Here is a 26,110-nt window from a genome sequence, read left to right as displayed (position 1 = left end):
GCAATGGCAGGCGTGTGATGCTGCGTGGTGGCATGGTGCTGTGATGTGATGGAAAGCACCGCATCTTCAACATCCATATCCACACTCCTATCAGCCACAGCAGGCGTGTGCGTTACGACGTCCAAGGCTGCCCATCGGCTGCCAGCAGCTCGCCCTTTTTCTGCACAATCAGGCCATAGCACTCCGGGTGGCGGTGCAGATCAAAGTTGAACGTGGTGCGCTTGTACACGGCGCAAAAATCAAGGTCTGCACGCCCCAGCACCACCTCATCGTCTTTGGTGGTGCAGCGCGCCACCACCTCGCCAGACGGGGCTACCAGCAAGCTGCCCGCAATACTGTCCACCCCCTCTTCCAGCCCCCCCTTGGCAACACTGGCCACCCAGCAGCCATTTTGGTAAGCCCCGGCCTGCACGGACAGCTGGTTGTGAAACAGTGACAGGTCATCGTGCTGCGGTGCAGGAGCGTTGTGCACCGGCGTGTTGTAGCCAATGAAGATCATCTCTGCGCCTTGCAGCGCCATCACGCGGTAGCTCTCGGCCCAGCGGCGGTCGTTGCACAGTGCCATGCCCATGGTGCCGCCAAAGCCCTGGTACACGCCAAAGGACTGGCCCGGCGTGAAATAGCGTTTTTCCAGGTGCTGAAATTTGCGCCACGGCTCATGCTCGAAGTGGCCGGGCACATGAATCTTGCGGTACTTGCCGATGATGGTGGCGCTCTTGTCCACCAAAATTGCGGTGTTGTACTGCATCAGCTGCTCGCCCTCTTGGGCCAGCTCGGCGTAGCCCAAATAAAACCCGATACCCAGCTCGCGTGCCAGATCGAACAGCGGCTGCGTTTCGCGGCTGGGCATGGCGCGCTCGTAGTAGCTGTGCAGCTCGGTCTGGTCCTGGATGTACCAGCGCGGAAAGAACGTGGTCAGCGCCAGTTCGGGGTAGACGATCACATCTGCGCCCAGACTTTTTGCCTCGCGCATCATCTGGCACAAACGCTGCACCACGCTGGCGCGCGAATCTATTTTTTGCACCGGGCCAAGCTGACCCAGGGCGACATTCACAATACGGCTCATCACGCTCTCACATCTCTAGAAGGGGAGCTGCCAGCGCTTGACAGGCCAGTGCCGGCAGCCCGTTGCACGGAAAACTTAACGGTTGGCCTGATGCAGCAACACCTGCAGCAGCACATTGGCACCGTGCACCAGCTGGTCTGGGTCGGTGTGCTCGTGCACGTTGTGGCTCAGCCCTTGCCGGCTGGGCACAAACACCATGGCGGTGGGACAAACGCGCGCCAGCATCTGCGCGTCGTGGCCCGCGCCGCTGGGCATGCGCAAGGTGCTCAAGCCCAGCGCATGCGCGTGCTGCTCCACACAGTCCACCAGGTCTGCATCAAAGTCCACAGGCTCAAAATCTGCCAGCTGGCGGTGCTCGCACTGCACCCCGTTTTCACTGGCAATGCGGTAGGCAAAGGCCAGCACTTCGGCCTGCGCCTGGCGCAGGGGTGCCGCCTGTGTGTTGCGCAGGTCCACCGTCATCACGGCCTCCTGTGCGATCACGTTGATCAAATTGGGTTTGAGCTGCAGCCCCCCCACCGTACCCAGCTGGCTGCCACCGTAGCGCACCACCAGGTTGTGAATAAAGGCCGCGCAGCGCATGGCACACATGCCTGCGTCATGGCGCAAGGCCATGGGGGTGGTGCCTGCATGGTTGCTGGTGCCGGTAAAGCGCAGCTGCATCCAGCAAATGCCCTGCACCCCCTGCACCACGCCAATGAGCCGGTCTTGCTGCTCCAGCACAGGGCCCTGCTCGATGTGCAGCTCCACAAAGCTGTCGACCACCGGCGCCCCCACAGGGGCACTGCCTGCGTAGCCGATACGGGCCAGCTCATCGCCCACGGTGGCTGCGTTGTCGACCGCCTGCGTTGCCAGCGCAGCTTGCAGCGGCATGCCGCCCACCATGACCAGGCTGCCCATCATGTCGGGCTGAAAACGCGCCCCTTCTTCATTGGTAAAAAACGCCACCTGAATGGGGCGGCGCGTGCGCACACCTGCAGCGCGCAGCGTGGCCACCACCTCCAGCCCGGCCATGACGCCGTAGTTGCCGTCGTAAAGGCCGCCCGTTCGCACGGTGTCAATGTGGCTGCCCGTCATCACCGGGGGCAAGTCTTGCATGCCGGCAAAGGTACCCACCACGTTGCCAATCGCATCCACCTGCACAGCCATACCCAGATCGCGCATTTGCTGCACCGTCCAGTCGCGGCCAGCCTTGTCGGCATCACTCAAGGCCAGACGGTTGGTGCCGCCGCCTTCCAGCGCGCCAAACTGCCCCAGGTCTTGCAGGCGCTGCAGCAGTCGCACACCATCTACGCGCAGTGCGCTCCATGGGGCCTTAGTCATGCGCGCTCCTTGGCGCGTGCGGCCACGGCTTGGGCGCTTTCGCCCACCAGTTGTGCGTACAGCGCAGGGTCTGTAGCCGCCTCGGAACCAAAAAACAGAATGCGGCTGCCGCTGTTGAGCCCCAGCACCTGACGGGCCTGCACGCTCTGGCTGGATGCGATGGCCGCAGCCACACCCGCCACCGCGGATTCACCGGCAACGATGACCGGATCACCACCCAGAGGCTGGGCCAGCAGACGCATGGCCGCCACGGCGGCTGCATCGCTGATGACGCAATACGCATCCGTGCCTTTTTCCAGAATTTCCCATGCCAGGTGCGAGACCTCGCCGCAGGCCAGCCCCGCCATCAGGGTGTCAATATCTCCGGTCACCGCCTTGAGCTGGCCAGCTTTGGCACTTTGCGCCAGGCAGTCGGCCTTGTCAGGCTCAACCACCACAAAGGTTGGGCGGTCACCGCCATCACGCTCCCAGAAGTAGCCACACACCGCCGCCGCCAGACCGCCCACACCGGCTTGCACAAAGATGTGCGTGGGCCGCTGTGACAGTTGCTCTGCCGCCTCTTGCACCATCAGCTGGTAACCCTGCATCACATCGCGCGGCACATCCATGTAGCCGGGGTAGGAGGTGTCTGAAATCACAAAACGGCCCTGTGCCTGCGCATCAGCATCGGCCTGGCGCACGGCATCGTCATAGTTGCCTGAGGTACGCACCACCTGAGCGCCGTAATGGGCAATGGCGTCCTTGCGGCCTTCACTGACGGTGGCGTGGATATAGATCACACAGCCGCAGCCAAAACGCTGTGCGCCCCAGGCCACCGAACGGCCGTGGTTGCCATCGGTGGCGCAAGTGACCGTGATACCGGCGCACAGAGCGCGGACCTCGGGGGTCAGCAGGTCCTGCGTGCTCAAGCTGCGGCCCAGGCGCTCGCCGAGCTGGCGGCACAGCAGCCGTGCCACCGCATACGCACCACCGAGCGCCTTGAAGCTGCCCAGACCAAAACGCCCCCCTTCGTCTTTGTATTGCACGCTGGCCACGCCCAGGGCCTGCGCCAAGGCGGGCAGGCTGTGCAGTGGTGTGGGCGCATAGCCTTGCCATTGCGAGAGTTCACGCTGTGCCAGCGCCAGCGCGTCGGCACTGAGGATTTCACTGCGCCGTGCGCCATACGGCGTCATGCGGTTGGCAGCACGATTGGCAAAACATTCCACGGCAAGAGGGGCAAGCACGGCGGTATTCATAAGCACTTTCACAGGTTCAAACAAGGCAAATCTCACACAGCGGACACGGGGTTACAGCTGGTGCTCCAGATCTTTGAGCGCCACGTGCAGGCGCTCGATACGCTCCAGTCGGCTTTGCGCCCCGGCACGCAGTTGCTGCGCCAGCGTGGCCGCCAGAAAATTAACAACACTCATGGCGCAAACGTAAGAATCAAACAGCCCCTGCGGGCTGCAAGCGCCGCAGCGCAGCACCAGCTGGGCCTGCATGGCCAGCGCCGAGGCTGGGGCATCGGTCAGCACAAGCACCTTGGCACCGGCACTGCGCGCAGCAGCCAGCACTTGCGGCAAATGGGCGCTGCGCCGGCGAAAGTCCACCGCCAGCACCACGTCCTTGGGGCTGGCGCAGGCCAGCACATCGGCCTCGCGCCCGGCGGCATCATTGAGCATGCAGACATCGCTGCGCACCTGTGCCAGCAGCGACTGCGCGTAAAACGCCGTGACATAACTGTGCCGGTAGCCCACCACCCACAGCCTGCGGGCTTTGCGCAGCAGGGCCAAAGCGGCCTCCAGTTGTGCCTCGGGCACCGCCTGACCCCATTCCTGCAGCCGCTGCGCATCGAGCTGCAAATGGCCGTGAAACTGCTGGGCCACGCTGTCTTTGCGGCGCACACCGGCCATGCGCCCCAGAGGTGACTGCTGCAGTTGCGCCTGACGCAGCGCCTGGCGAAATTCGTCGTACCCGGCATAACCCAGACTGCGAAAAAACCGCGCCGCGCTGGACTTGGAGGTACCCGCCAGCGAGGCCAGCTCCGTGGCCGAATAGCCCAGCACCTCGCGCTGGCGCGACAGCACCACATCGGCCAGCTTGCGTTCTGCCTGCGACAGGCTGGCATAGCTCTGGCGTATGCGTGATTCCATCGTGGATGTGTGGGGGTTTTCTGTCATTGCCAGCCTTTGCCTCCATTTGGGTAAATGCCGCACCAGCTTGGGGAGTCGATGCACCAATCTTTGAAACATTAGTGCCAAATATTTGAAATTCAGGCACTGGCGTTTCACATTCATCACCCTGCTTGCAAAAGCAGTGCCTGTTTGCGAGGCCTGCGCGCTACAGGAGCACACAAAGAACATATGCGCTTGCAAGCAGCGCCATTACCACCACCCGCGCACGCGATTGCATACCACCACTGAAATACAGAGCGATGCAGCAGAAACAGATGTTTCACAGATTGGCACGGTATGTGCTGAAAAGGCGTACCCGCAACTTTTTCTCCTCAGGAGTGTTCTATGTCCCTGTCTCGCCGCCTCTTTGCTGCCAGCGCTGTTGCCACGGTGGCCCTGTCTCTGTCCTCCGGTGTCTGGGCACAAGAGGACAAGTCGCTGCAGAACATTCTGGGCAAGAAATCCATTGCACTGGGCATTCCCACCGACTACCCACCGTACGGCTACATGGGCCCCGACTTCAAGCCCACCGGCGTGGATGTGGCCGTAGCACAGCTGATTGCCGACAAGCTGGGCGTGAAAGCGGAGTTTGTGCCGCTCAGCACCCCCAATCGCATTCCTTACCTGCAATCGAGAAAGATTGACCTGATCGTCTCGGCGCTGGGCAAGAACGAAGAGCGCGCCAAGGTGATCGATTTCACCGCCTCCTACGCCCCGTTCTTTCAGGCGGTGTTTGGCCCCAAAGACATCGCCATCAAGAGCTTTGACGATCTGGGAGGCAAGACGCTGGCGGTGACACGCGGCACCATTCAGGACGATGCCCTGCAGGCTCTGGCACCCAGGACGCTGAAGATTCAGCGCTTTGAAGATGACAACGCCACCATGGCCGCCTTCATGACGCAGCAAACCCAGTTTGTGGCCGTGGGTGCCGCCGTGGCAGCGGCTGCGCTGCAAAAGAACCCCAAAGTGCAGGCCGAGTACAAGCTGCTGATCAAAGACTCGCCCAACTACATCGGCGTGCGCAAGGGCGAGACCACGCTGCTCAGCAAGGTCAACGAAATTTTGCGCACCGCCAAGCAAGACGGAACCATCGAGGGCTACTCCCAAAAATGGCTGGGCCGCAGCATGGGCAATCTGCCAGATTGATCTGGCCCACCCTGCGCCGCTGCACGTCGTTTCCTCAGCGGCAACGACGGCCTTGGCTGCGGGCGGTGGCACACCCCAGCGCTCGCTGATGCACCACCGCTTTTTTGTTTTGCCTTGAATTTGGACTGTCCCCATGGAAATGGATTTCGCCCCCGTGCTGGCCCAGTGGCCCATGCTGCTTCAAGGGCTGATGCTCACTTTCGTGCTGACCGGCATTGCCATACCGCTGGGTGTGCTGCTGGGTATTGCCTGCGCATGGCTGCGCCTGAATGCCGGCGCCGGTGTACGCGCCGTGGTGGCCACCTACGTAGAGATTTTTCGCAACACGCCGTTCATCATCCAGCTGTTCTTTCTGTTTTTTGGACTGCCCTCTCTGGGCGTTCGCATGTCGCCAGAAAGCGCCAGCATCTTGGCGATGACGCTCAATTTAGGGGCCTATGCCTGTGAGCAGATTCGCGCAGGCATTGAAGCCACGCCACGCGGCCAGCTGGAGGCCGCCCAGTGCCTGGCACTGAACCGCTGGCAGACCTTCACCCGCGTGGTGCTACCGCCCTCACTGGGCCGTGTGTGGCCTGCGCTGACGGGGCAAATCATCATCGTGATGCTGGGCTCTGCCGTGTGCAGCCAGATATCTACCGAAGAAATCTCCTACGCCGCCAATCTGATTTCCAGCCGCACCTTCCGCAGCTTTGAGTCGTACATCGTGGTCACCCTGTGCTACCTGGGTCTGGCCATCTTGCTGCGCCAGCTGCTGGTGTGGGCTGGGCCACGCTTCATCTTTGGCCGCCACCGTTAATTGCCCGGAGAGACACCCATGGTTGAATTTACTTTCTGGGACATTGCCTACCAGTTGCTGCTGGCGCTGCGCTGGACCGTCATCCTGTCCATCATTGCCTTTGTCTGCGGCGGCCTGCTGGCTCTGGCTTTGCTGGTGCTGCGCCTGTCCAAACTGCCGGGCGCGGTGCGAGCCGTCTCTGTGTATGTGCAAGTGTTTCAGGGCACCCCGCTGCTGATGCAGATTTTCCTGACCTACTTTGGTCTGGCCTTGATGGGCTTTGACACCTCGCCCATGGTGGCCGCCTGCGTGTGCCTGACGCTGTACTCCGCTGCCTACCTGTGCGATATCTGGCGTGGCTGTGTGGAGTCAGTACCCAAAGGGCAGTGGGAAGCGTCCTCCAGCCTGGCCATGAGCTTTGCCGAGCAGCTGCGCCACGTCATCTTGCCGCAAGCCATGCGTCTGGGCATTGCGCCCACGGCAGGCTTCATGGTGCAAATCATCAAGGGCACGGCACTGACCAGCGTGATTGGTTTTATTGAAATCACCAAAGCCGGGCAACTGATTGCCAACGCCACCTTCGAGCCTTTCATGGTCTATGGCTGCGTAGCAGCCTTGTACTTTGCGCTGTGCTTTCCGCTGTCGCTATGGAGCCAGCGGCTGGAGCGCCGCATGCGCCCCCAACGCTAACCGATGAACGCTGTTTTGGAATCTGCCATGTCTTCTACTGTTTCTTCTTCCTCTACGCTGCCTTTGGTAGACATTGCCGGCCTGCGCAAAAGCTTTGGCAACAACGAAGTGCTCAAGGGCGTGGACCTGCAGGTCAACCGCGGCGAGGTGGTGGCCATCATTGGCAAAAGCGGCTCTGGCAAGAGCACACTGCTGCGCTGTATCAACGGTCTGGAAAACTTTCAGGAAGGCCAGCTGACCGTGCACGGTCAGCCCTTGCGGGCCAGTGACCCGCAAGCCATGCGCGAGCTGCGCAAAAACGTGGGCATGATTTTTCAGAACTTCAACCTGTTCCCGCACCTGAGCGTGGGCCGCAACGTGATGCTGGCCCCCTCGCTGGTCATGAACCAGCCCAAAGCCGTCGCCCGCGCCAACGCCGAGCGCCTGCTGCAGCGCGTAGGCCTGGCTGAAAAGTTTGACGCCATGCCCGAGCAGCTGTCTGGCGGCCAGCAGCAGCGCGTAGCGATTGCACGTGCGCTGGCCATGGACCCCGAAATTTTGCTCTGCGACGAGGTCACCTCTGCGCTGGACCCCGAGCTGGTGGGCGAAGTGCTGAGCGTGGTCGAGGGTCTGGCCGAGCAAGGCATGACGCTGATGATGGTCACGCACGAGATGAGTTTTGCACGCAAGGTCAGCGACAAGGTCGTCTTCATGCACAGGGGCAAGGTGCACGAAGTGGGTGCACCCGAGCAGCTGTTTGGCCACCCGCAAACGCCAGAGCTTCGGCAGTTTCTGGGCCTGTCAACCCATTAACAGTCAGCAATAGTCCTTAAGAACTATCAAGACCCACCAGGAGCCGCCGCCCCCACCCAGCGCATCTTGGGATTGCGTGGGACATGATGCGCAAAGTCACAGGCCAAGACAGTCCGTGCAGGCGTTCGACAAGGCAAAGCAACGACCTGTCCGGGCTGGCGTGAGCGGCTTCAAAAAAAGAAGCGGTCATCGCTTGTATGGCTTATCTTTCAGATAGTTTTCTATCTGAAAACCAATGCCATCAAGCGTTGACCGCTATTTTTTAATTTTTCTTTACGCTGCGCGGGCGTAAGTGGACGTGAACGTCGCTTTCGCAATCGTGTGGGCGTTAATCATGTAGCCACAGATGGCTGCCGTCGCATCGTCCGGAATGTCCAGCTTGTCCACCGACAGCGCATGCACGGTAAAGATGTAGCGGTGCGGCTTGTCACCCGGAGGTGGGCACATGCCACCCCAGGCAAAAATACCGTAGTCGTTGCGCATCTGGCGCGCACCTGCGGGCAGGCTGGTGCTGCCTTTGGTGCCCGCGTTGGCGTTCAGCTCGGTGGTGCTGGCGGGCAGGTCCACCACAATCCAGTGCCACCAGCCGCAGCCCGTGGGCGCATCCGGGTCAAACACGGTCAGTGCCAGGCTTTTGGTGCCTTGCGGTGCACCGCTCCAGCGCAGCACAGGCGATTCGTTGCGCCCACCGCAGCCAAACATGTCCGATTCAAATTCCGGCGCAATCGTGCCACCAGCTGGAATGTCAGGGCTGTGGAGGGTGAAAGTCGTAGTCATTGCGTACATCTCCTTGATCACAAGCTGACCAGTATGCACGCTGGCGCAATAAGTCCGGGTGATCCGACTTCAGCCAGCGAGATATGTTTGAGAATGAATCTCATCTACACTACATGACTTCTTAGTTTTTTGCACTGCCATGTCCGCCAGCCCCGCCACTCCAAGCCCCGACACCTCTCGCCGCCACTGGCTGGCCAGCGCACTGGCAGTCCCCAGTCTGAGCATGCTGGGTTGCGCTGCGGTCGACTCCACAGTGGCCGCCAGCCCTGCAGCTGCCACCCCAGCACTGGGCCAGCCCTGGCCCATGCCAGGCGTGCGCTACATGGACCTGCCCGCACCCACGCTGCCGGGCACAAGCAAAGCACGCCAGCACCGCGTCATGGTCTACGTACCACAGGGCAGCGCCCCAGCCGGTGGCTGGCCGGTGATTTATGTGCTGGATGGCAATCTGATGTTCCCCATCGTGGCCCAGCTGGTGCACAACCGGGGTGGGCGCGGCGCAGACATGCGCGGCCGCAGCGCCGTGGTGGTGGGTCTGGGCCATGCGCTGCCGCCGGACAGCGATGAAGTACATGACCGTGCGGCCCGCACCTACGACTACACCCTGCCTTACGCGGGGGTAGGCCCCGACAGTCAGGGCCGCGCACAAGGCGGTGCCGATGTGTTTCTGGACTGGATCGCCCAGCAGCTGCAACCCCTGCTGCAATCGCAGCTGCCGCTCAATGCCCAGCAACAGACGCTGGTGGGCCACTCCTACGGTGGCCTGCTGACCTTGCACACCTTGTTCACGCGCACAGCCATGTTCCAGCGCTATGTGGCGGCCAGCCCTTCGCTGTGGTGGGGCGGCGGCATTGTGCTGGAGGAAGCCGTGCAGTTCATGCACCGCTATGCCTCAGGTCAGAGTGCACTGCCATCGGCCTTGAATGTCTATGTCAGCCAGGGCAGCGAAGAAATGTCGGCCCGGCGCGACCCCGCTCGCACGCCCAACCCCGAGCGTGAAGCCGCAGCCAGACAGGCCCAGGCACGCGCACAGAGCCACGGGCTGACCAACGCCGCCAGTCTGTCTGCTGCCTTGAATCAGGTGCAAGGCCTGCAGTGCCAGCACAACATCTGGCCGGGCGCAAGCCACGGTGGCACCCAGCTGTATGCCTGCATGCAAGCGGCGCAGGTGGGCGTCTGGGCAGCACCTTCACAAGCACCCGCCTAAGCGCCGTCTGCACCAACCGCAGCGGCTTTGCATGCAGCCTTTGCGCTGCTGACTGGGCGGACTGCGGCTTCATTGCCCCACGTCTTCAGCGCGCAGCTGCCCTGTGCGGGGCTGCATGCACCGCAATGCAGCACGCCGCCGCACTCCCTCCTCCATCTCAGGCAGTGCCTGCGCTGCAGGGCATGCAGTCTTATCGCCAGCGGCGGCTGCACTCCTCGTTCACTGGCCCACCTCACTTGGCCCACACTTGGCCCAGACACAGCTCTGTGCTTTGGTACGCTGTGGGTTTTGTTCGCACCACCACCGCCCTATGTCTTGCACCCTCACCGCCCTTGTGGGCCAAAGCGCTGCGCTGATTGATACACCCACTCTGGTCATTGATCTGGATGCCATGGAACGCAACATGGCGCGCATGGCGGGCTTTGCGCAGCAGCACCAGCTGCTGTGGCGCCCGCATGCCAAGCTGCACAAAAGTGTGCAGATTGCGCACTGGCTAGAGCGGGCCGGTGCCCACGGGCACTGCGTGCAAAAGGCCAGTGAAGCCCAGGCGCTGGCGGCAGGCGGCATCCGCAACATCTACATCAGCAACGAAGTCATTGCCCCTGCCAAACTGGCGCGCGTGGCCCAGCTCAGCCAGCAGCTGCATGCGCAGGGGGGCCGTCTGGCACTGGCGGTAGACAGCCTTGAAGGCATTGCGCGTCTGGCCCACGCCATGCAGGCCGCCGGGGCAGCCCCTGCCAGCATCGATGTGCTGGTGGAAATTAACGTCGGGCAAAACCGCTGCGGTGCAGAGCCCGGCCCGGCTGCCGTACGCCTGGCACAGGCGGTGCAGGCCCAGCCCACGCTGCTGTTTGCGGGTTTGCAGGCCTACCACGGCGCAGCCCAGCACATGCGCACAGCGGCTGCACGTCAGGCGGCCATCGCTCAGGCTTTGCAGCACATTGCCACCACGCGCCGTGCATTCGATGCGGCAGGCCTGCACATCCCCCTGGTCACCGGTGCTGGTACAGGCACCTTCATCCACGAAGCGGCCAGCGGCGAGTATGGCGAGTTGCAGACTGGCTCGTTTCTGTTCATGGATGCCGATTACGCAGCCAACGAGCGCGACCCCGCACAGCCCGTGTTTGAGCATGCACTGTTCGTCAAAACGCAGGTGATGTCGGTCAGCGCCACGCACGCAGTGTGCGATGCCGGGCACAAGTCACACGCCATTGATTCTGGCCTGCCCACTGTGCACGGCCTGCCTGCCGAGCATGCGCTGCGCTTTGCCAATGGTGGCGACGAACACGGCGTACTGCACCCTGATGCATCCGCCGGCAATGCCAGCGGCTGGCTGCCTGTGCTGGGCGAGACACTGTGGCTGATTCCCGGCCACTGCGACCCTACGGTCAACCTGCACAGCCTCATGGTGGGCGTGCGCGGCGGTCTGAATGGCGGGGTGGTGGAATGCGTGCTGACCGTAGATGGGCGCGGCGCACTGACCTGAGCGGCGCAGGATGGCTGCAAGCAGCACCCACCAAGCAAAGCCATCCGCTGCAACAACGCACCAAGGCAGGGATGAATGGCCCCTGGCTTCAGACCCGCTGGAATACGTCGTTTCTTTGCCCTGCCGCACGGGGCTGTACTGTCTGTGGCTTTGCGCCTCGTCTCCAACGCAAATCAAGGATGGGCTGTGCGGCGTTCGCGCTTGCCAGCACCAGACAGCTACCAAAAGAAAAGCTGCCAGCGCTGGCAGAGTAAGCACTTCAGTATCTATTGATACTGAAACGCAATACCCGCGAGCGCTGGCAGCTCTTTTATTTGCTGCTTCTTACAGTTCGCCGTAGCTGTGCAGACCTGACAGGAACATGTTCACGCCCAGGAAGGCAAACGTGGTGATGGCCAGCCCCACCAGCGCCCACCAGGCAGAGACCGTGCCGCGCAGGCCCTTCATCAGCCGCATGTGCAGCCAGGCGGCGTAGTTCAGCCACACAATCAGTGCCCAGGTCTCCTTGGGGTCCCAGCTCCAGTAACCGCCCCAGGCTTCGGCGGCCCACAAGGCACCCAGCACGGTGGCAATGGTAAAGAAGGCAAAGCCCACGGCGATGGATTTGTACATCACATCGTCCAGAACTTCAAAGGCAGGCAGGCGTGCTGCAATGGTTTTACGGGCTGCCAAAATCGCACCCACGATCAGCGCCGAAATACCAAAGTACACCAGCCAGTAGCTGCTGCCCGTTTCTTGACTTTGACGGAATGCCAGCGGCTCAAAGCACAGCGCCACGCCCAGCAGCCAAAGGGGTGCCAGCTTGTACCACTTGGTTTCCTGAGCTTGCTGCTTGATCAGGTAGGCAAAGGCCACCATGGCTGCCAGCGCAAACGTGCCGTAGCCAACAAAATTGGCGGGCACGTGCACCTTCATCCACCAGCTTTGCAGCGCAGGCACCAGAGGTTGAATCTCATGCGCTTCACGAATCACGGTGTACCAGAGCAAAAAGCCCACAGCGGCACTGACCACCAGCATGACAAAACCGCCCAGCGAACGGGTCTTGTACTGCTCTTCGTAGTACAGATAAAACAGCGACGTCATCCAGATGAACATGACGAACACTTCGTACAGGTTGCTCACCGGAATGTGGCCAATGTCCGGGCCCAGCAAATAGCTTTCAAACCAGCGCGTCATGGTGCCCACCAGCGCCAGCGTGATTGCCACCCAGGTGATGCGCGAGCCAATGGTGCCAAAGGCATCGCGCTCGCCCTTGGCGAACAGGCTGATCCAGTAAAAGATGGTGGCCATGAAGCACAGCACACTCATCCACAAGATGGCGGACTGGCTGGACAGCAGGTATTTAAGACCAAACACCGTGTCTGAGCGGTCAATGTGCGCCACCCCATCTGGCCCCTGGTACAGCCATATCGCCAGCAAAGACAAGGCCGCAACCGCCAGCATCAGCTTGGCCAGCGGCCGCCAGAACCAGCCCAGCCAGATCATGGTGGGGATGGTCCCAATCAGGATGCCTTTTTCATAGACATCCATGGCCCCGTAATACCGCTGCAGTGCAAACACACCGCCCATGACTACCAGTGCTGCAAACAACCAGTCAAACCAGTTGCGGCGCACAAAGTAGCCTTCATTCAATGTCATGGTGGAAGTAGTTGCACTACTCATACAGAACGCTCCGTGGGGGATGGCTGTGCCGCAGGCGCGGCCAGCAATTTCTCAGTCAAATTCTCAAACTCGCGGTCAGTGTCCATGATCTTGCGATTGGATGACAGCGCCATGGTTGCTCGGGCTGCTGCATCACCTTGCGCAGTCAGCCACACCCACAGGCGGCGGTCGCGCACATACAGCATGGCAAATACGCCAATGATCAGGAACAGACAGCCCAGATACACAATCTTTTTACCCGGTGCACGCGCCACCTGGAAGACGCTGGCTTGCACCTGCGTGAAGTCTTCCATCATGAACGTCATGGGGGCCGGATAGAACTGCGCATCGCTGAGCGAGAACACCGATTGCGTCATGAAGGCCAGTGTCTGCTCGCCGGGCTCCAGTGGTTTGAGACCCGCTTTTTCACGGCTCAGCTGTGCCAGATCGAACAGCACGCCATTCAAAATACGAATCAGCACCTCACTGGCGCGCTCACGCTCAGCCTCTGGCACATTGGTTTCCATGAATTGGCTAATGGCCTGCAAGCCACCGTCGGGCTTGCCTTCTGAATTGCCTGTGCCTGCAAACAAACCCACAGCGCGCAATGCCGACTGGCCCAGTGCTTCGCGCAGATCTGCGCGGTCTGCAGCCACCGCTTGCAGGGCATAGCGGCGCACCGCCTCTTGACGCATCGCTGGGTTGTTCAAGGCTGCGCGCAGGCGCAAAAACCCTTGAATACTGCCCTGGTCATCCGCAGGCACACGCAGGTAGCGGAAGGCCTCAGCCGGTGTATCACGCACGCCCAGCAGGAACATGGGCACACCATCGCCAAAGTCCACGGGGCTCATGTAGTTCTGGAACTCGCGGGCCTGACCCGATGCATCCCGCAACTTGTAGCCAATGCTGGGGCCAATGTTGCGCAGTTTTTTATCGGTGACGGTCTTGTGCCCACCACCCAGGCGGGACTCCACCGAGCTGCGCAAGTCCACCTTGCGCACATCCACCTCAGCGCCGGGCGACTTGGCCGCGCCAAAGTTTTCGACATTGATGGTGCGCAGTTCTGTGAACTCCAGCGTCAGCACATCTTCTGGCTTGCTGGAGCCTCCACGCAGCAGCTGCGTTGTGCCACCAATCTGGCCTGTGACCTCAAAGGTCTCGCCATTTTCAACAAACGGCACTGCGCGCAGTTTGACCGTAGAGCCGCCGTCATCGAAGCTGGACTGGTAAATCTCAATGCCTTTGTAATTGGCCGGGTGGTTGACCTTGATCCGCTGCTCAATCTGCTCGCCCGTTTCCTTGTCGTGAATGATCACGTCACTGGCAAACAGCTTGGGCATGCCCGTGTCGTAGTACTCCACGATGAACTTTTTCAACTCTACGGAAAACGGCAGCTCCTGCAGCAGCACGCCATCTGACTGGTTCAAGATGGCTGTGCCCGCTTGCGTGCCTTCTGCCACCATCAAATTGCCACGGAAGGTAGGGTTGCGCAGCGAAAGACGGTGCTCCTGGGGCACATCCGAAATACGGCCACCCCCTGTGTAAGGCGTCTTGCCGCCCAGCCACATCTGGGCACGCACCACCAGATCACCATCGAGCAAGCCCCCAATGCAGATCAGCACAATGGCCGCGTGGGCTGCCATGTAGCCAATCTTGTGGGCAGCGCCCGCCTTGGCCGCCAGCATGTACCCTTTGCCATTCGCCGTCTCACGCTCTTGCAGCTTCACTTTCCAACCACTGCGCGTCAAGATGCCGCCAATGCGCTGCGCCGCTGCCTGCGGTGTTTCTGCCAGCTGTGCCTGAGCCTTGTGGTGGAAAGCCTGCAAGCTTTGCTCGCGGATGTTTTCTTTGTAGTTACGCAGATCAGCCAAATACTTGGGTGTATGGCGAATCAGGCACAAGCTGGTGCTGATCACCAGAAACGCCAAAATCAGCAAAAACCACCAGGCGCTGTAGACCGCACTGAGCTTGAGTGCCGCAAACAGCTCTGCCCAGAATGGACCAAACTGGTTGACATAGTTCACCGAAGGTTCGTGCTGCTTTAAGACCGTACCAATGACCGAAGCAATGCAAATGACGGTCAGCAGCGAAATCGCAAAACGCATGGAAGCCAGCAACTCGAGCACCGACCGCATCAGTTGCGGGCGCTCGACTTCATGCGGCTTGCCAGAAGAGGTATCAGACATGGAAAAAAGACTCAGGGCCCGAAATAAAAAAAAGGCGGGCCATCACAACTTGATGGACCCGCCTTTTTTAGGGTTTGTTATGGGCGGCAAGTTCCGCGTTTAAGCGCGGAAAACTTGATTTAACGCAAGCCAGCAATGTAGTCTGCAACGGCCTTGACTTCACGATCGTTCAGCTTGGCTGCTACATCGCGCATTTGGATGTTGTTGCCACGCGTTCCATCACGGAAAGCATTCAGCTGCTTGGCGGTGTAGTCGGCATGCTGCCCAGACAGGCGGGGGTACTGCGCCGGAATGCCTGCGCCGTTCGGGCTGTGGCAACTGACACAGGCTGCAATTTTACGATCAGGGATGCCACCACGGTAGATGCGCTCTCCCAATACCACCAATTGCTTGTCGGTTGCAAAGCCGTTTTTAGCGGGCTGTTTGGCCAGCCAAGCGGTAATGTTGGTCATATCCTCCTCGGACAACATCATCGCGGGGCCCTTCATGACGGGGTCGACACGCTTGTCGTCCTTGAAATCATGGAGTTGCTTGAGCAAATACTCTGGATGTTGTTGTGCCAATTTAGGATTGACGACAATAGTCGAATTGCCATCCGCACCGTGACAAGCTGCGCAAACAGCTTCAAAACTGGCCTGACCCTTAACAAGATCAGGCTTGGCTGGTGTTTCGCCCGCCGCGAAGGCCGGGAGAGCGGGTGCTGCCAGTGCGGCAGCCGTCAGCAAAGAGGCGAGCAACTTCATATTGTGGGTCTGGTTATGTGCGCAAAACTGCCAGATTCTACAATGACGCCCTAACGCTTAATACCCCCCCATGACGACCAACTCTCCCGCATTTGCTTCGGGTCAAACTTCTGACCTTATTGATCCCAAGCTCGCCATGGGCTGGATGCACACGGCGCGCTTCCTGACTACGGCTGCACAACTGCACCATTTACCTGTGGTGGATGTGCCTGAGATTGCCTTCGTAGGCCGCTCCAACGCTGGTAAATCCACCTCCATCAACACACTGACTCAGCAAAAGCAACTGGCTTTTGCATCCAAGAAACCAGGCCGCACACAGCACATCAATTTGTTCTCTTTGGGCAAGCAAGGTGTCACAGATGCCGTGCTGGCCGACCTGCCAGGCTACGGCTATGCCGCAGTATCGCGCTCGGACAAAGAGCGCTGGCAGCGTGTGATGCTGAACTACCTCATGCAGCGCGAAAGCCTGACTGCGGTCGTTTTGCTGTGTGACCCCCGCCTGGGCCTGACGGAGCTGGATGAGGCTTTGCTCAATGCCATCCGTCCGCGCGTGGAAAACGGCTTGAAGTTCCTGATCTTGCTGACCAAGGCAGACAAGCTGACACGAGCCGAGCAAGCCAAGATTTTGTCCATCACCAAGCTCAACGCCGGTGGTGGCGAGGTGCGCATGTTCTCGGCCCTGAAAAAACAGGGCGTGGACGATGTGGCGCAGCTGCTATGGCACTGGAGCCACCCAGAAGGTGTCAACACAGGGAAAACAGAGCCTGCAGCCGTCGCCCCTGAGACGCCAGCACCCACAAAACCTGCTGAAGATTGAGCGCAACAGCACCACACAGGTGCTGCTTTGCGGGAGATCTTGATGGTTCGCACAGGCACACTCACTTTGCCGCATGGCATTACCTTGCGCTGCCGCAGCAGCGGCCACCCAGACCAGCCATTGCTGGTCTTTTTACATGGTTTCCCGGAGGGTGCATTCATCTGGGATGGCCTGCTGGAGCAACTGGGCGCTGACTACTATTGCGTAGCACCCGATCTGCGTGGCTATGGCCACTCCAGCCAGCCGACTGCGGTAGACGACTATCGCCCCAGGGCTTTGGTGCAAGATCTGGTGGCCCTGATTGAGCAGCTCACACCGGGTCGCCCAGCAGCCTGTGTGATTGCCCATGACTGGGGCGGCGCACTGGCATGGAATTTGGCCAACCAGCATGCACGCCTGATGCAGCGCCTGCTCATCATCAACGCTCCGCACCCCGGCAGCTTTGTGCGTGAGCTGCAACGCAACCCCGCACAGCAGGCTGCCAGCCAGTACATGCACTATCTGCGCAGGCCCGATGCAGCCGAGCTGCTGCTGGCCAACCAGGGGGCAAAGTTGTTTGATTTTTTCCGCGATGCTCAGGGCCAATGGCCCGCCTGGCTGACCCCGGCGTTGCGCACGCAATACTTAGCGCACTGGCAACTGGGCCTGCACGGGCCATGTGCGTATTACGCCGCCAGTCCGCTGGTGCCTCCCCGAGGAGATGACGCCGGCGCTCACCAGCTGGCGTTACCCGAAAGCATGCTGCGCATTGAAGTACCCACCCACATCCTCTGGGGAGAGAAAGATGTGGCTTTGCGCCCCGAACTCCTGGACGGGCTGGATGACTGGATTGCTCACCTGCACATCCAGCGCATCTCACACGGCAGTCATTGGCTGGTGCATGAGATGCCACAGCTGGTGATAGATACCGTGCGCCAGATCACCCGCAGCGATATGGGTATGCCATAAAAAAAATAGCTGCCAATGCTGGCAGCTATTTGATAGCTATTTGATTTGAAGACACTTTTTCTTATTTTTGCCCGTAGAGCGAAGCTTGGCCTTCTGGCCGCGTTTTGAAACGCTTGTGCACCCAGTAGTACTGCGCTGGCATGGTGCGAATGGCGGCCTCCAGTTCACGGTTCATGCGCGCCGTGTCGGCAACGTGGTCGTCCGTCGGAAAGTTTTCCCATGCTGGGGTCATCTGCGCCACATAACCGTCTGGTGTCATGCGGTTGTACAGGCCCACCACTTTGGCCTTGCCCAGCCGCGCAAAGCGCGACAGCGAAGGAATGGTGGCGGTCTGCTCCACATGAAAGAAAGGTACGAACACGGAATCGTTCTTGCCATAGTCCATATCCGGCAGCAAATACAGCAACCCGCCTTTACGCAGCACTGAGATGATGGGTTTGACACCATCGGCGCGGTTGAGCATGCGTACATTGCCAAAGCGCTGACGCCCCTGCATGAACCATTCATCAAGCACGGGGTCAGGGTTGGTGGCAAAAATGGAGGTGAACTCGCGCTCGGTATTGAGCGGCAGAGCCAGACCACCAGCATCCATGCTGTAAAAGTGCGGTGCAAAAACGATGGTGGGCGTATCGCCCTGCAGCTCATGAACGGCCCCGGTCAATTTCACGCGGCTGCGCACCAGCGCTTCAGAGCCAAACCACAGCCAGCTGCGGTCCAAAAAGGTCTGGCAGAACACCACGAACGTTTCTCTGGCCAGCGCCTGACGTTCTGCCCGGGTCTTCTCCGGAAAACACAGCTCCAGATTACGCAGTGCAATCTTGCGCCGCGGCACAGCCACCACAAACAGCACACGCCCCACCACGCGGCCCAAGCCGCGCAACACCGGCAGTGGCAACTTGGCCAGCCCATGCATACACGCAATACCCAATTTGCTCCAGCTCATGCGGCACCACTGTCTGCCGATGTGGGCTGTGCTTCGTGTCGAGGCTGTTTATACCGCCCGTAGCCCCAAAGATACTGGGTCGGGCACTGGCGAATCGTGTGTTCCATGGCTTGATTAATTTGCACAACGGCCTCATCGAGCTGAGTCGCCAAGGGCGTTGGCAATCCTTCAAAAAATAGTTCGTAACCCCGCCCTGCAGGCAAACGCTCGCAACGCACCAAAATCACCGTAGCTCCAGTTTGCAGGGCCAGGCGCGCAGCCAGCGTCATCGTGTATGCATCTTTACCAAAAAACGGGGCCCATTGGCCTTGTCCATGGGGTGGAACCTGGTCGGGCAGCAGGCCCACAGCCTCGCCCTTGCGCAAGGCCTTGATCATTTGCCGCACACCAGCCAGCGTAGTGGGTACGGCCTGAATACCACCGCGATTGCGTGCAGTCAGCATCATCTCGGCCAGCCAGGCTTGCTTGGCAGGCCTGTACAAGATCGTGATAGGGCCATGCTGCGCAGACCACCGATGGGCTGCGCCTTGCACCGACAGCTCAAAGCACCCCAAATGCGGTGTCAAAAACAAAATGCCCTTGCCTTTGGCCCACGCCTGTTCAACCACCTCGGTGCCATGCATCGCGTTGACTGGCGTTTCTTTCAGCCACAGCCGTGGCAACTCCGTCACCATGCGGCCCGCGTGTCCAATCGCCGCTCGCACTTCAGAAAAACGATAGCCTGCTTGCGCACTGTTAATGCCAAACCGCCGCCGATACGTGGGCGAACACAACCACGCCAGCCAGCCCATGGCTGCACCACACAGATGCGCCAGCCACAAAGGCACTACAGAAAGAATACGGAATAAAGTTAGCATTACAATTCAAGTTGTCGCCGAGTTAACAGAGCAACTTGCAGGGCGACATAAAACAAAACTGCTAAAGCGTTCGCCCGACTCCAGTTGGCCGCGGCAACGCAATGAACCAATCTCGGAGTTTATTCAATGGCGAACGACTTTCTTTTTACCTCGGAATCGGTCTCAGAAGGCCACCCCGACAAGGTAGCGGATCAGATTTCCGACGCAATTCTGGACGCTATTTTCACCCAAGACCCCCACAGCCGTGTGGCAGCCGAAACGCTGACCAACACCGGTCTGGTGGTATTGGCGGGCGAAATCACTACCGGTGCCAACGTGGACTACATCCAGGTAGCCCGCGACACCATCAAGCGCATCGGCTACGACAACACTGACTACGGCATTGACTACAAGGGCTGCGCCGTCTTGGTGGCTTACGACAAGCAAAGCCAGGACATCGCACAGGGCGTAGACAAAGCCAGCGACGACGAGTTGAACATTGGCGCGGGCGACCAGGGCCTGATGTTTGGCTATGCGTGCGACGAGACCCCGGAGCTGATGCCCGCTCCCATCTACTACGCCCACCGCCTGATGGAGCGTCAGGCCCAGCTGCGCAAGGATGGCCGTCTGCCTTTCCTGCGCCCTGACGCCAAGAGCCAGGTGACCATGCGCTATGTGGATGGCAAGCCCCACAGCATTGACACCGTGGTGCTGTCGACCCAGCACAGCCCAGACCAGTCCGAGTCGGCCACCAAAATGAAGGCATCGTTCACCGAAGCCATCATTGAAGAAATCATCAAGCCTGTGCTGCCCAAAGAGTGGCTGCAAGACACCAAGTACCTGATCAACCCCACTGGCCGTTTCGTGGTCGGTGGCCCGCAAGGTGACTGCGGCTTGACGGGTCGCAAGATCATTGTCGACACCTACGGCGGCGCTTGCCCCCACGGTGGTGGCGCCTTCTCTGGCAAGGACCCCAGCAAGGTAGACCGCTCGGCCGCCTACGCGGCACGCTATGTTGCCAAGAACGTGGTGGCTGCCGGTCTGGCGCGCCAGTGCCAGGTGCAGGTGGCCTACGCAATTGGCGTGGCACGCCCCATGAACATCACGGTGTACACCGAAGGCACCGGCGTGATCCCTGATGCAGAGATCGCCAAGCTGGTGGCTGCGCACTTTGACCTGCGCCCCAAGGGCATCATCGAAATGCTGGACTTGCTGCGCCCCATCTACAGCAAGACGGCGGCATACGGCCACTTTGGCCGTGAAGAGCCCGAGTTCACCTGGGAGCGCACCGACAAGTCCGCCGTGCTGCGTGCGGCTGCCGGCCTGAAGTAATTCAGCGCGCCCGCGCATTCCTGCCCACGAAGCCCGCCTTGTGCGGGCTTTTTCATGTCTGACAGACATGCACTGCACGCAACAGGCCTACACAGTGAAACATGGCTTGCCGACGCACAGAACGGCCTTGTCAGCCTACGGTGACAACAAGCACCAACACAGGTGCTCAACACATAGAGGAAACGGACATGCTGAAGTACGCCATCATCTTTGCCATCATCTCCCTGATTGCAGGCCTGTTTGGATTCACGGGCATCGCAGCAGGCGCAGCAGGTATTGCCAAAATTTTATTCATCCTGTTCCTGATCCTGGCCGTGGTCTTTGTCGTTTTGGCCGCGCTGGGAGTGGGCGCAGCACGCAAAATCATGAAATAAACAGGCAATCGCTGTTTGCCATAAAGGCTGCGCAAGCAGCCTTTTTCATGGGCTGTAGCAGTGCAAGCTTCTACACTCGAGGCCATCTCATCCTTGTGCCATTGCCATGACGCTTGCCACCCAGCTGCTACTGATTGATCCACAAAATGATTTTTGTGATCTGCCTGCTGCCTATTGCTGCGGCGATTTACGCCCTTCACTGCCCGTACCCGGTGCCCATGCAGACATGCAGCGTCTTGCTCACTGGCTGCTTCAGTTCAGCACTCGCATCGATCACATCAGCATCACACTGGATTCGCACCAGGCATTTGACGTTGCCCACCCCACGTTCTGGCAGCAAGCAGATGGCAGCGCCGTGGCACCGTTTACCGCTCTGACTGCTGCCCAGGTGCGCCAGGGGGTGTTCCTGCCACGCGAGCCTGTGCACCTTGCACGCGCGCTGGCCTATATGGATGCACTGGAGGCCAGAGGCCGATACACACTCATGGTGTGGCCCGTGCACTGCGAAATTGGCAGCTGGGGCCATGGCGTACATGCCGATGTACTGAAGGCCTGCCAGCAATGGCAGCACCAAAGACAGCGCGCCGTGCTCAACGTCTTCAAAGGCACGAATCCATGGACCGAGCACTACAGCGCTCTAGAAGCCGAAGTGCCCCATCCGCTCGCGCCAGAAACCTGTCTTAACCGCCCTCTTCTTTCCAGCCTGCTGCAAGCGCAGCGCCTGGTGGTAGCGGGAGAGGCCAGCAGCCACTGCGTGCGCGCCACGATGGAGCATTTGCTAGAACACGCACCCGATGATTTTGCCCAGCGCATCGTGCTGCTGACCGATGCCATGAGCCCTGTTCACGGCTTTGATGACCAGCACCACGCTTTCTTGCAACGCATGCACAGTGCGGGTGTGCAGCTTTGCAGCACCGCCACACTGGCGTTGTAAACAGATTTCTACGGAGCCCCCGCATGCCCATCATTGTCAGCCTGCTCGACACTGACCTCTACAAGTTCACCATGTGGCAGGCCATGCTGCACCGCCACCCGCAAACGCAGGCGGAATACCGTTTTGCCTGCCGCAATGCCACGGCCTACCCGCTGGCGTTGCTGGAGGATGAAGTCAACGCAGAGCTGGATCACCTGTGCAGCCTGCGCTTTACCAAGGATGAACTGGAGTATCTGGCCAGCCTGCGTTACATCAAGAGCGACTTTGTCGATTTTCTGCGCCTGTTCCAGTTTCAGCGCAACTTTGTGCAGGTCAGGGCCACCCCGCAAGGCGGCCTGTCGATTGAAGCCCATGGCCCCCAAGTGCATGTGATGGGCTTTGAGATCCATGTGCTGGCCATCGTCAATGAGCTGTACTTTCGCCGTCTGCAAACCCCTGACACGCTGGACGAAGGCCGCCATCGCCTGCAGGCCAAAATTGAGCAGTTGCACGCCCTCAAATACGAACCCATCTTGGCCCACCCATTTGAGCTGTCCGACTTCGGCATGCGCCGCCGCTTCTCGGAGCCCTGGCACCGTGAAGTGGTCACCACACTCACCGCCAAGGTGCCGCAGTGGTTCAAAGGCACCTCCAGCGTGCTGCTGGCCAAAGAGCTGGGCATCGTGCCCATTGGCACCATGGCGCATGAGTACCTGCAAAGCTTTCAGTCTCTGGGCGTGCGGCTGCGCGACTTTCAAAAAGCTGCACTGGAAGACTGGGTGCAGGAGTACCGGGGCGACCTGGGTATTGCGTTGACCGACACCGTGGGCATGCACGCCTTTTTGCAGGACTTTGACCTGTACTTTGCCAAGTTGTTTGACGGCCTGCGCCACGACTCCGGAGACCCGTTTGACTGGGGCGAACAGGCTTTGGCGCACTACCGCAAGCTGCGCATCAACCCGCACACCAAGCGCCTGGTGTTTTCGGATGGATTGAATCTGGAAAAAGCCCTGGAGCTGTGGCGCTACTTTGCACCGCACATTCAGCTGGGTTTTGGCATTGGCACCAACCTGACCAATGACGTGGGCCTGACGCCCTTGAACATTGTCATGAAGCTGGTGCGCGCCAACGGCCAGCCTGTAGCCAAAATTTCTGACTCACCCGGCAAAACCATGTGCGACGATGAAACCTACCTGGCCTACCTGCGTCAGGTGTTTGACATTGCAGATCCCATCATTTGATTTTTTAAAAATATAGCTGCCAGCGCTTACCCATAAACAATCTTCAATACAAAACACTTTGAAAGTGTTAAAAAAACAGCGCCAAGCGCTCACTTTTCTTTATGCCCCTGCCTGACAATGCCCCGCACACCGCCGTTTTGATTGGCCGCTTTCAGCCCTTTCACAACGGTCACCTGGCCTTGCTGCGCCAAGCCCTGCAGACCGCACAGCAAGTGGTGGTGGTACTGGGCAGCGCCTGGCAAGCGCGCAGCCCCAAAAACCCATTTACCTGCCAAGAGCGTGCGCAGCTGGTGCATGCCAGCCTCAGCGATGAAGAAACCGCACGCGTGCGCTGCGTGCCGGTGCGTGACTATTACGACGAACCCCGCTGGGTTCAGGCCGTCATTGCCGCCGTGCAAAGCCAGACACCTGCTGGTGCACGCATTGCCTTGGTGGGCCACTTCAAAGATGTCAGCAGCAACTATCTGGCGCGCTTTCCCGACTGGGCGCTGCTGAGCCTGCCGCGCCAGGGCGCCTTTGACGGCACGCCCACGCGCGACATTTACTGGAATCTGGCCGAGCACACCCAAGCCCAGATGTGGACGCAGCTTGACGCCCTGGTACCTGCTGCCGTGGCTACGTGGCTGCGCACGTGGCAAACCATGGCCCATTACACCGCCATGCGTGAAGAATGGCGCATGGTCAGTGGCTACAAGGCGGCATGGTCTGCCGCGCCCTATCCGCCGGTGTTCGTCACAGTCGATGGTTTGCTGGTTTGCAAAGAGCATGTACTGCTCATTCAGCGAGGCCGCGCACCCGGGCAAGGCCTGTGGGCGCTGCCCGGAGGCTTTGTCGAGCCGCACGACACCCTGTGGCAGTCGTGCCTGCGCGAGCTGGATGAAGAAACCTGCCTGCCGCTGACCGCCGCCGACATGCATGCCGCATTGCTGGGCACCGAGGTGTTTGACCACCCCGAGCGCAGCCTGCGCGGGCGCACCATCACCCATGTATTCATGTTTCACCTGCCGCTTGCCGCACTGCCTGCCGTGCAGGCGGGTGACGACGCTGCCGCCGCGCGCTGGGTGCCTGTGAATGACATCGCCGCCTTGGAAAGCCAGATGTTTGAAGACCACTTCCACGTGCTGCGCCGCTGCTTTGAACGCTGGGGCCATGGCCCCATCCCCGCTTTACCTTGATTTTTCCCCAATACCTGATGACTGCCCTGACCATCCGCCCCGCTACCGCCGAAGACACCGATCTGATCTTGTACTTTGTGCGTGAACTGGCCATTTACGAAAAAGCTGAACACGAAGTACTGGCCACCCCTGAACATGTAAAGCGCACGCTGTTTTGCCAGAACCCCAAGGTATTTGGACTGATTTGCCTGGATGGTGACATTCCGGTCGGTTTTGCCGTGTACTTTTTCAACTACTCCACCTGGCAAGGCCAGCATGGGCTGTATCTGGAAGACCTGTACATCTCCCCCGAGCAACGCGGCAAAGGCGCGGGCAAGGCCCTGCTGCAACACTTGGCGCGCATTGCTGTGGAGAAAGACTGCGGCCGCTTTGAATGGAGCGTGCTGGACTGGAACACGCCGTCGATCGAGTTCTACGACAGTCTGGACGCCAAGCCCCAGTCAGAGTGGATTCGCTACCGCTTGACAGGAGCTCCCCTGCAGGCTTTGGCGGGCGCCGCCCCCACCAGCAAGTAAGCCGCCCAACGCTTGCACGCGGGGCCTTGGGCCTAGGCATGCCGTCCAGCGGTGCGTCAAACGCAAAACCGCTGGACGGTGATAGCCGCTACCTCTATAGCTGCTATCGCCGCTACCAGCTCAAGGCAACATCAGCGGATTAAAGCCACTGCGCGCTACGTCCTGGGCTTCCATCTCGGCGTCCAGCGCCAGGCTGGCCAAGTCATCGGCCACCAGTTCGAGCTGGTGATCCGCCTGCAGATAAAAAGCCTTGAGAAAGCTGTGGCAGCCGCCACAGCTTTCTGCCTTGATGGGCGCTGCTTCACTCGCCAGACACCAGCACACAGACAACGCAATCCACAAAGTCTGTGCTGCCCCCGCCTTGGGCACGGCGCTGTCTAGCGGCACTTCATCGCCACGCAGCAAAGCCAGCAAACGTCTGCCCACTGGTCACATTAGCGCTGGCTGGCATGGTGCAAAACCACTATCGCTTGCTGCAACAGCGCACTGTGCAAGCTGGGGTGCAGATTCTGTTGCTGTAGCAACTGCGCCAGCACTGCTGGTGTCGGCAGTATCAAGCAGCCGTTGACTGCAAGCGCCTCTTCAGAGTCATGATTTACGCACCAATGGGCGTACAAAGCTCAACCAAAGTGCCATCCGGGCATCGGACGTAAGAGACAACCTGCCCCCAAGGTTTTTTGGTCGGCTCTGCAAGCTCCAATGCCCCAGCTTTTATCGCTCGGGCATGTGCAGCTTCAACATCTTCAGTGACCAGCCCAAGCTCCATACCCAGTGGTTTGTCTGACTCTGATGCGGCAACGTAGCCGCCCTGAAAATTGCTGCGACCCAGCTCATGCACGGCAAATGCCAGCGTCGTCTCGCCAGTGGCCAGCTCACCGTATGTTTCGGACTCATGCAGAAATTTCACTGCAAAACCAAAAACGTCAGAGAAAAACTGCAGGGACGCTTTTACGTCAGGAACGTAGACGATGGTGTAACCAAGCTTCATGGTGCTTCCAAAGTTTGAGTAAATGGTGCATCACCGGTGAAAA

26 protein-coding genes are annotated in these 26,110 nt (G+C 59.9%); 14 read left to right on the top strand and 12 right to left on the bottom strand.

Going from position 1 to position 26,110, the window contains the following annotated elements:
- Positions 1 to 112: 112 nt before the first annotated feature.
- The 4 genes from IB213_RS01840 to IB213_RS01825 all read right to left on the bottom strand — a co-directional run bounded on the left by IB213_RS01840 (position 113) and on the right by IB213_RS01825 (position 4,548).
- Positions 113 to 1,066 carry an N-carbamoyl-D-amino-acid hydrolase gene (locus tag IB213_RS01840; protein ID WP_192405209.1) on the bottom strand — a complete coding sequence of 318 codons (954 nt, stop codon included), beginning with the start codon at positions 1,064 to 1,066 and terminating at the stop codon, positions 113 to 115.
- A gap of 75 nt (positions 1,067 to 1,141) precedes the next feature.
- Positions 1,142 to 2,389 carry a Zn-dependent hydrolase gene (locus IB213_RS01835; RefSeq protein WP_192405208.1) on the bottom strand — a complete coding sequence of 416 codons (1,248 nt, stop codon included), beginning with the start codon at positions 2,387 to 2,389 and terminating at the stop codon, positions 1,142 to 1,144.
- Positions 2,386 to 3,561 carry a diaminopropionate ammonia-lyase gene (locus IB213_RS01830; protein WP_370551169.1) on the bottom strand — a complete coding sequence of 392 codons (1,176 nt, stop codon included), beginning with the start codon at positions 3,559 to 3,561 and terminating at the stop codon, positions 2,386 to 2,388. The genes IB213_RS01835 and IB213_RS01830 overlap by 4 nt, the downstream gene beginning before the upstream one ends.
- 114 nt (positions 3,562 to 3,675) lie before the next feature.
- Positions 3,676 to 4,548, bottom strand: coding sequence for a MurR/RpiR family transcriptional regulator (locus IB213_RS01825; RefSeq protein WP_192405206.1), 873 nt, complete (start codon positions 4,546 to 4,548; stop codon positions 3,676 to 3,678).
- Between the two features lie 339 nt (positions 4,549 to 4,887).
- On the opposite strand from IB213_RS01825, the gene IB213_RS01820 reads away from it, so the two are divergent.
- The 4 genes from IB213_RS01820 to IB213_RS01805 all read left to right on the top strand — a co-directional run bounded on the left by IB213_RS01820 (position 4,888) and on the right by IB213_RS01805 (position 7,945).
- Complete coding sequence (locus IB213_RS01820; RefSeq protein WP_192405205.1) at positions 4,888 to 5,688, top strand: transporter substrate-binding domain-containing protein; 801 nt, start codon at positions 4,888 to 4,890, stop codon at positions 5,686 to 5,688.
- Positions 5,689 to 5,821: 133 nt separating this feature from the next.
- Positions 5,822 to 6,484 carry an amino acid ABC transporter permease gene (locus tag IB213_RS01815; protein ID WP_191722643.1) on the top strand — a complete coding sequence of 221 codons (663 nt, stop codon included), beginning with the start codon at positions 5,822 to 5,824 and terminating at the stop codon, positions 6,482 to 6,484.
- A gap of 18 nt (positions 6,485 to 6,502) precedes the next feature.
- Positions 6,503 to 7,153 (top strand): amino acid ABC transporter permease, encoded by a 651-nt coding sequence (locus tag IB213_RS01810; protein ID WP_191722642.1) that lies wholly within the window; start codon positions 6,503 to 6,505, stop codon positions 7,151 to 7,153.
- 3 nt (positions 7,154 to 7,156) lie between these two features.
- Positions 7,157 to 7,945 carry an amino acid ABC transporter ATP-binding protein gene (locus IB213_RS01805; protein ID WP_370551133.1) on the top strand — a complete coding sequence of 263 codons (789 nt, stop codon included), beginning with the start codon at positions 7,157 to 7,159 and terminating at the stop codon, positions 7,943 to 7,945.
- Between the two features lie 273 nt (positions 7,946 to 8,218).
- On the opposite strand, the gene IB213_RS01800 is transcribed toward IB213_RS01805, so the two are convergent.
- Positions 8,219 to 8,722, bottom strand: a complete 504-nt coding sequence (locus IB213_RS01800; protein WP_191722641.1) for a YbhB/YbcL family Raf kinase inhibitor-like protein — start codon at positions 8,720 to 8,722, stop codon at positions 8,219 to 8,221.
- A 139-nt stretch (positions 8,723 to 8,861) separates the two neighbouring features.
- Between IB213_RS01800 and IB213_RS01795 the strand changes: the two genes are divergently transcribed.
- A complete protein-coding gene (locus IB213_RS01795) occupies positions 8,862 to 9,929 on the top strand; it encodes an alpha/beta hydrolase (protein WP_192405204.1) in 1,068 nt (355 codons plus the stop codon).
- A 310-nt stretch (positions 9,930 to 10,239) separates the two neighbouring features.
- The gene (locus IB213_RS01790; RefSeq protein ID WP_192405203.1) at positions 10,240 to 11,415 is read left to right on the top strand and encodes a DSD1 family PLP-dependent enzyme; all 1,176 of its coding nucleotides are present in this window, start codon (positions 10,240 to 10,242) and stop codon (positions 11,413 to 11,415) included.
- 324 nt (positions 11,416 to 11,739) lie between these two features.
- On the opposite strand, the gene ccsB is transcribed toward IB213_RS01790, so the two are convergent.
- The 3 genes from ccsB to IB213_RS01775 form a co-directional block, all read right to left on the bottom strand.
- Positions 11,740 to 13,077 carry a c-type cytochrome biogenesis protein CcsB gene (gene ccsB / locus IB213_RS01785; protein WP_191722638.1) on the bottom strand — a complete coding sequence of 446 codons (1,338 nt, stop codon included), beginning with the start codon at positions 13,075 to 13,077 and terminating at the stop codon, positions 11,740 to 11,742.
- On the bottom strand, positions 13,074 to 15,242 hold the full coding sequence (locus IB213_RS01780) for a cytochrome c biogenesis protein ResB (RefSeq protein WP_192405202.1): 2,169 nt from the start codon (positions 15,240 to 15,242) through the stop codon (positions 13,074 to 13,076). Before IB213_RS01780 ends, ccsB begins: the two co-directional genes overlap by 4 nt.
- Positions 15,243 to 15,361: 119 nt before the next feature.
- The gene (locus IB213_RS01775; RefSeq protein ID WP_192405201.1) at positions 15,362 to 15,985 is read right to left on the bottom strand and encodes a cytochrome c; all 624 of its coding nucleotides are present in this window, start codon (positions 15,983 to 15,985) and stop codon (positions 15,362 to 15,364) included.
- 70 nt (positions 15,986 to 16,055) lie between these two features.
- Between IB213_RS01775 and yihA the strand changes: the two genes are divergently transcribed.
- The gene (yihA, locus tag IB213_RS01770) at positions 16,056 to 16,802 is read left to right on the top strand and encodes a ribosome biogenesis GTP-binding protein YihA/YsxC (protein ID WP_191722635.1); all 747 of its coding nucleotides are present in this window, start codon (positions 16,056 to 16,058) and stop codon (positions 16,800 to 16,802) included.
- A 42-nt stretch (positions 16,803 to 16,844) separates the two neighbouring features.
- A complete protein-coding gene (locus IB213_RS01765; protein ID WP_192405200.1) occupies positions 16,845 to 17,750 on the top strand; it encodes an alpha/beta fold hydrolase in 906 nt (301 codons plus the stop codon).
- A 61-nt stretch (positions 17,751 to 17,811) separates the two neighbouring features.
- On the opposite strand, the gene IB213_RS01760 is transcribed toward IB213_RS01765, so the two are convergent.
- Both IB213_RS01760 and IB213_RS01755 read right to left on the bottom strand, forming a co-directional pair.
- Positions 17,812 to 18,693 (bottom strand): lysophospholipid acyltransferase family protein, encoded by an 882-nt coding sequence (locus tag IB213_RS01760; protein WP_192405199.1) that lies wholly within the window; start codon positions 18,691 to 18,693, stop codon positions 17,812 to 17,814.
- The gene (locus IB213_RS01755) at positions 18,690 to 19,550 is read right to left on the bottom strand and encodes a lysophospholipid acyltransferase family protein (protein ID WP_191722632.1); all 861 of its coding nucleotides are present in this window, start codon (positions 19,548 to 19,550) and stop codon (positions 18,690 to 18,692) included. Before IB213_RS01755 ends, IB213_RS01760 begins: the two co-directional genes overlap by 4 nt.
- 126 nt (positions 19,551 to 19,676) lie before the next feature.
- On the opposite strand from IB213_RS01755, the gene metK reads away from it, so the two are divergent.
- From metK to IB213_RS01725, 6 genes are all read left to right on the top strand, one after another.
- A complete protein-coding gene (gene metK, locus IB213_RS01750) occupies positions 19,677 to 20,861 on the top strand; it encodes a methionine adenosyltransferase (RefSeq protein WP_191722631.1) in 1,185 nt (394 codons plus the stop codon).
- Positions 20,862 to 21,049: 188 nt separating this feature from the next.
- The gene (locus IB213_RS01745; protein ID WP_191722630.1) at positions 21,050 to 21,235 is read left to right on the top strand and encodes a DUF1328 domain-containing protein; all 186 of its coding nucleotides are present in this window, start codon (positions 21,050 to 21,052) and stop codon (positions 21,233 to 21,235) included.
- 106 nt (positions 21,236 to 21,341) lie between these two features.
- A complete protein-coding gene (locus IB213_RS01740) occupies positions 21,342 to 22,169 on the top strand; it encodes a cysteine hydrolase (protein ID WP_192405198.1) in 828 nt (275 codons plus the stop codon).
- A gap of 23 nt (positions 22,170 to 22,192) precedes the next feature.
- A complete protein-coding gene (gene pncB / locus IB213_RS01735) occupies positions 22,193 to 23,389 on the top strand; it encodes a nicotinate phosphoribosyltransferase (RefSeq protein ID WP_192405197.1) in 1,197 nt (398 codons plus the stop codon).
- Between the two features lie 101 nt (positions 23,390 to 23,490).
- Positions 23,491 to 24,564 carry a bifunctional nicotinamide-nucleotide adenylyltransferase/Nudix hydroxylase gene (locus IB213_RS01730; RefSeq protein WP_192405196.1) on the top strand — a complete coding sequence of 358 codons (1,074 nt, stop codon included), beginning with the start codon at positions 23,491 to 23,493 and terminating at the stop codon, positions 24,562 to 24,564.
- A gap of 17 nt (positions 24,565 to 24,581) precedes the next feature.
- Positions 24,582 to 25,079, top strand: a complete 498-nt coding sequence (locus IB213_RS01725; RefSeq protein WP_192405195.1) for a GNAT family N-acetyltransferase — start codon at positions 24,582 to 24,584, stop codon at positions 25,077 to 25,079.
- Positions 25,080 to 25,199: 120 nt separating this feature from the next.
- Here IB213_RS01725 and fdhE read toward each other — a convergent pair whose 3' ends face one another.
- Positions 25,200 to 25,505, bottom strand: a complete 306-nt coding sequence (gene fdhE, locus IB213_RS01720) for a formate dehydrogenase accessory protein FdhE (RefSeq protein WP_192405194.1) — start codon at positions 25,503 to 25,505, stop codon at positions 25,200 to 25,202.
- A gap of 169 nt (positions 25,506 to 25,674) precedes the next feature.
- Positions 25,675 to 26,067, bottom strand: coding sequence for a VOC family protein (locus tag IB213_RS01715; RefSeq protein ID WP_192405193.1), 393 nt, complete (start codon positions 26,065 to 26,067; stop codon positions 25,675 to 25,677).
- Positions 26,068 to 26,110: the final 43 nt, after the last annotated feature.

This window comes from Comamonas sp. CMM02, from assembly GCF_014851485.1.
Classification (GTDB): Bacteria; Pseudomonadota; Gammaproteobacteria; order Burkholderiales; family Burkholderiaceae_C; genus Comamonas; species Comamonas avium.
This window is presented reverse-complemented; position numbering and strand designations above follow the sequence as displayed.

What these genes read in the sequence shown, in the direction of transcription:
- IB213_RS01790 (WP_192405203.1), top strand. Translation starts at nt 10,240, where the DNA reads ATGTCTTGCACCCTCACCGCCCTTGTGGGCCAAAGCGCTGCGCTGATT.
- pncB (WP_192405197.1), top strand. Translation starts at nt 22,193, where the DNA reads ATGCCCATCATTGTCAGCCTGCTCGACACTGACCTCTACAAGTTCACC.
- IB213_RS01745 (WP_191722630.1), top strand. Translation starts at nt 21,050, where the DNA reads ATGCTGAAGTACGCCATCATCTTTGCCATCATCTCCCTGATTGCAGGC.
- IB213_RS01815 (WP_191722643.1), top strand. Translation starts at nt 5,822, where the DNA reads ATGGAAATGGATTTCGCCCCCGTGCTGGCCCAGTGGCCCATGCTGCTT.
- IB213_RS01830 (WP_370551169.1), bottom strand. Translation starts at nt 3,561, where the DNA reads ATGACGCCGTATGGCGCACGGCGCAGTGAAATCCTCAGTGCCGACGCG.
- yihA (WP_191722635.1), top strand. Translation starts at nt 16,056, where the DNA reads ATGACGACCAACTCTCCCGCATTTGCTTCGGGTCAAACTTCTGACCTT.
- IB213_RS01805 (WP_370551133.1), top strand. Translation starts at nt 7,157, where the DNA reads ATGAACGCTGTTTTGGAATCTGCCATGTCTTCTACTGTTTCTTCTTCC.
- IB213_RS01840 (WP_192405209.1), bottom strand. Translation starts at nt 1,066, where the DNA reads ATGAGCCGTATTGTGAATGTCGCCCTGGGTCAGCTTGGCCCGGTGCAA.
- IB213_RS01765 (WP_192405200.1), top strand. Translation starts at nt 16,845, where the DNA reads ATGGTTCGCACAGGCACACTCACTTTGCCGCATGGCATTACCTTGCGC.
- IB213_RS01775 (WP_192405201.1), bottom strand. Translation starts at nt 15,985, where the DNA reads ATGAAGTTGCTCGCCTCTTTGCTGACGGCTGCCGCACTGGCAGCACCC.
- IB213_RS01755 (WP_191722632.1), bottom strand. Translation starts at nt 19,550, where the DNA reads ATGCTAACTTTATTCCGTATTCTTTCTGTAGTGCCTTTGTGGCTGGCG.
- IB213_RS01780 (WP_192405202.1), bottom strand. Translation starts at nt 15,242, where the DNA reads ATGTCTGATACCTCTTCTGGCAAGCCGCATGAAGTCGAGCGCCCGCAA.
- IB213_RS01835 (WP_192405208.1), bottom strand. Translation starts at nt 2,389, where the DNA reads ATGACTAAGGCCCCATGGAGCGCACTGCGCGTAGATGGTGTGCGACTG.
- IB213_RS01810 (WP_191722642.1), top strand. Translation starts at nt 6,503, where the DNA reads ATGGTTGAATTTACTTTCTGGGACATTGCCTACCAGTTGCTGCTGGCG.
- IB213_RS01820 (WP_192405205.1), top strand. Translation starts at nt 4,888, where the DNA reads ATGTCCCTGTCTCGCCGCCTCTTTGCTGCCAGCGCTGTTGCCACGGTG.
- IB213_RS01800 (WP_191722641.1), bottom strand. Translation starts at nt 8,722, where the DNA reads ATGACTACGACTTTCACCCTCCACAGCCCTGACATTCCAGCTGGTGGC.
- IB213_RS01760 (WP_192405199.1), bottom strand. Translation starts at nt 18,693, where the DNA reads ATGAGCTGGAGCAAATTGGGTATTGCGTGTATGCATGGGCTGGCCAAG.
- metK (WP_191722631.1), top strand. Translation starts at nt 19,677, where the DNA reads ATGGCGAACGACTTTCTTTTTACCTCGGAATCGGTCTCAGAAGGCCAC.
- IB213_RS01725 (WP_192405195.1), top strand. Translation starts at nt 24,582, where the DNA reads ATGACTGCCCTGACCATCCGCCCCGCTACCGCCGAAGACACCGATCTG.
- ccsB (WP_191722638.1), bottom strand. Translation starts at nt 13,077, where the DNA reads ATGAGTAGTGCAACTACTTCCACCATGACATTGAATGAAGGCTACTTT.
- IB213_RS01795 (WP_192405204.1), top strand. Translation starts at nt 8,862, where the DNA reads ATGTCCGCCAGCCCCGCCACTCCAAGCCCCGACACCTCTCGCCGCCAC.
- IB213_RS01730 (WP_192405196.1), top strand. Translation starts at nt 23,491, where the DNA reads ATGCCCCTGCCTGACAATGCCCCGCACACCGCCGTTTTGATTGGCCGC.
- IB213_RS01825 (WP_192405206.1), bottom strand. Translation starts at nt 4,548, where the DNA reads ATGACAGAAAACCCCCACACATCCACGATGGAATCACGCATACGCCAG.
- IB213_RS01715 (WP_192405193.1), bottom strand. Translation starts at nt 26,067, where the DNA reads ATGAAGCTTGGTTACACCATCGTCTACGTTCCTGACGTAAAAGCGTCC.
- IB213_RS01740 (WP_192405198.1), top strand. Translation starts at nt 21,342, where the DNA reads ATGACGCTTGCCACCCAGCTGCTACTGATTGATCCACAAAATGATTTT.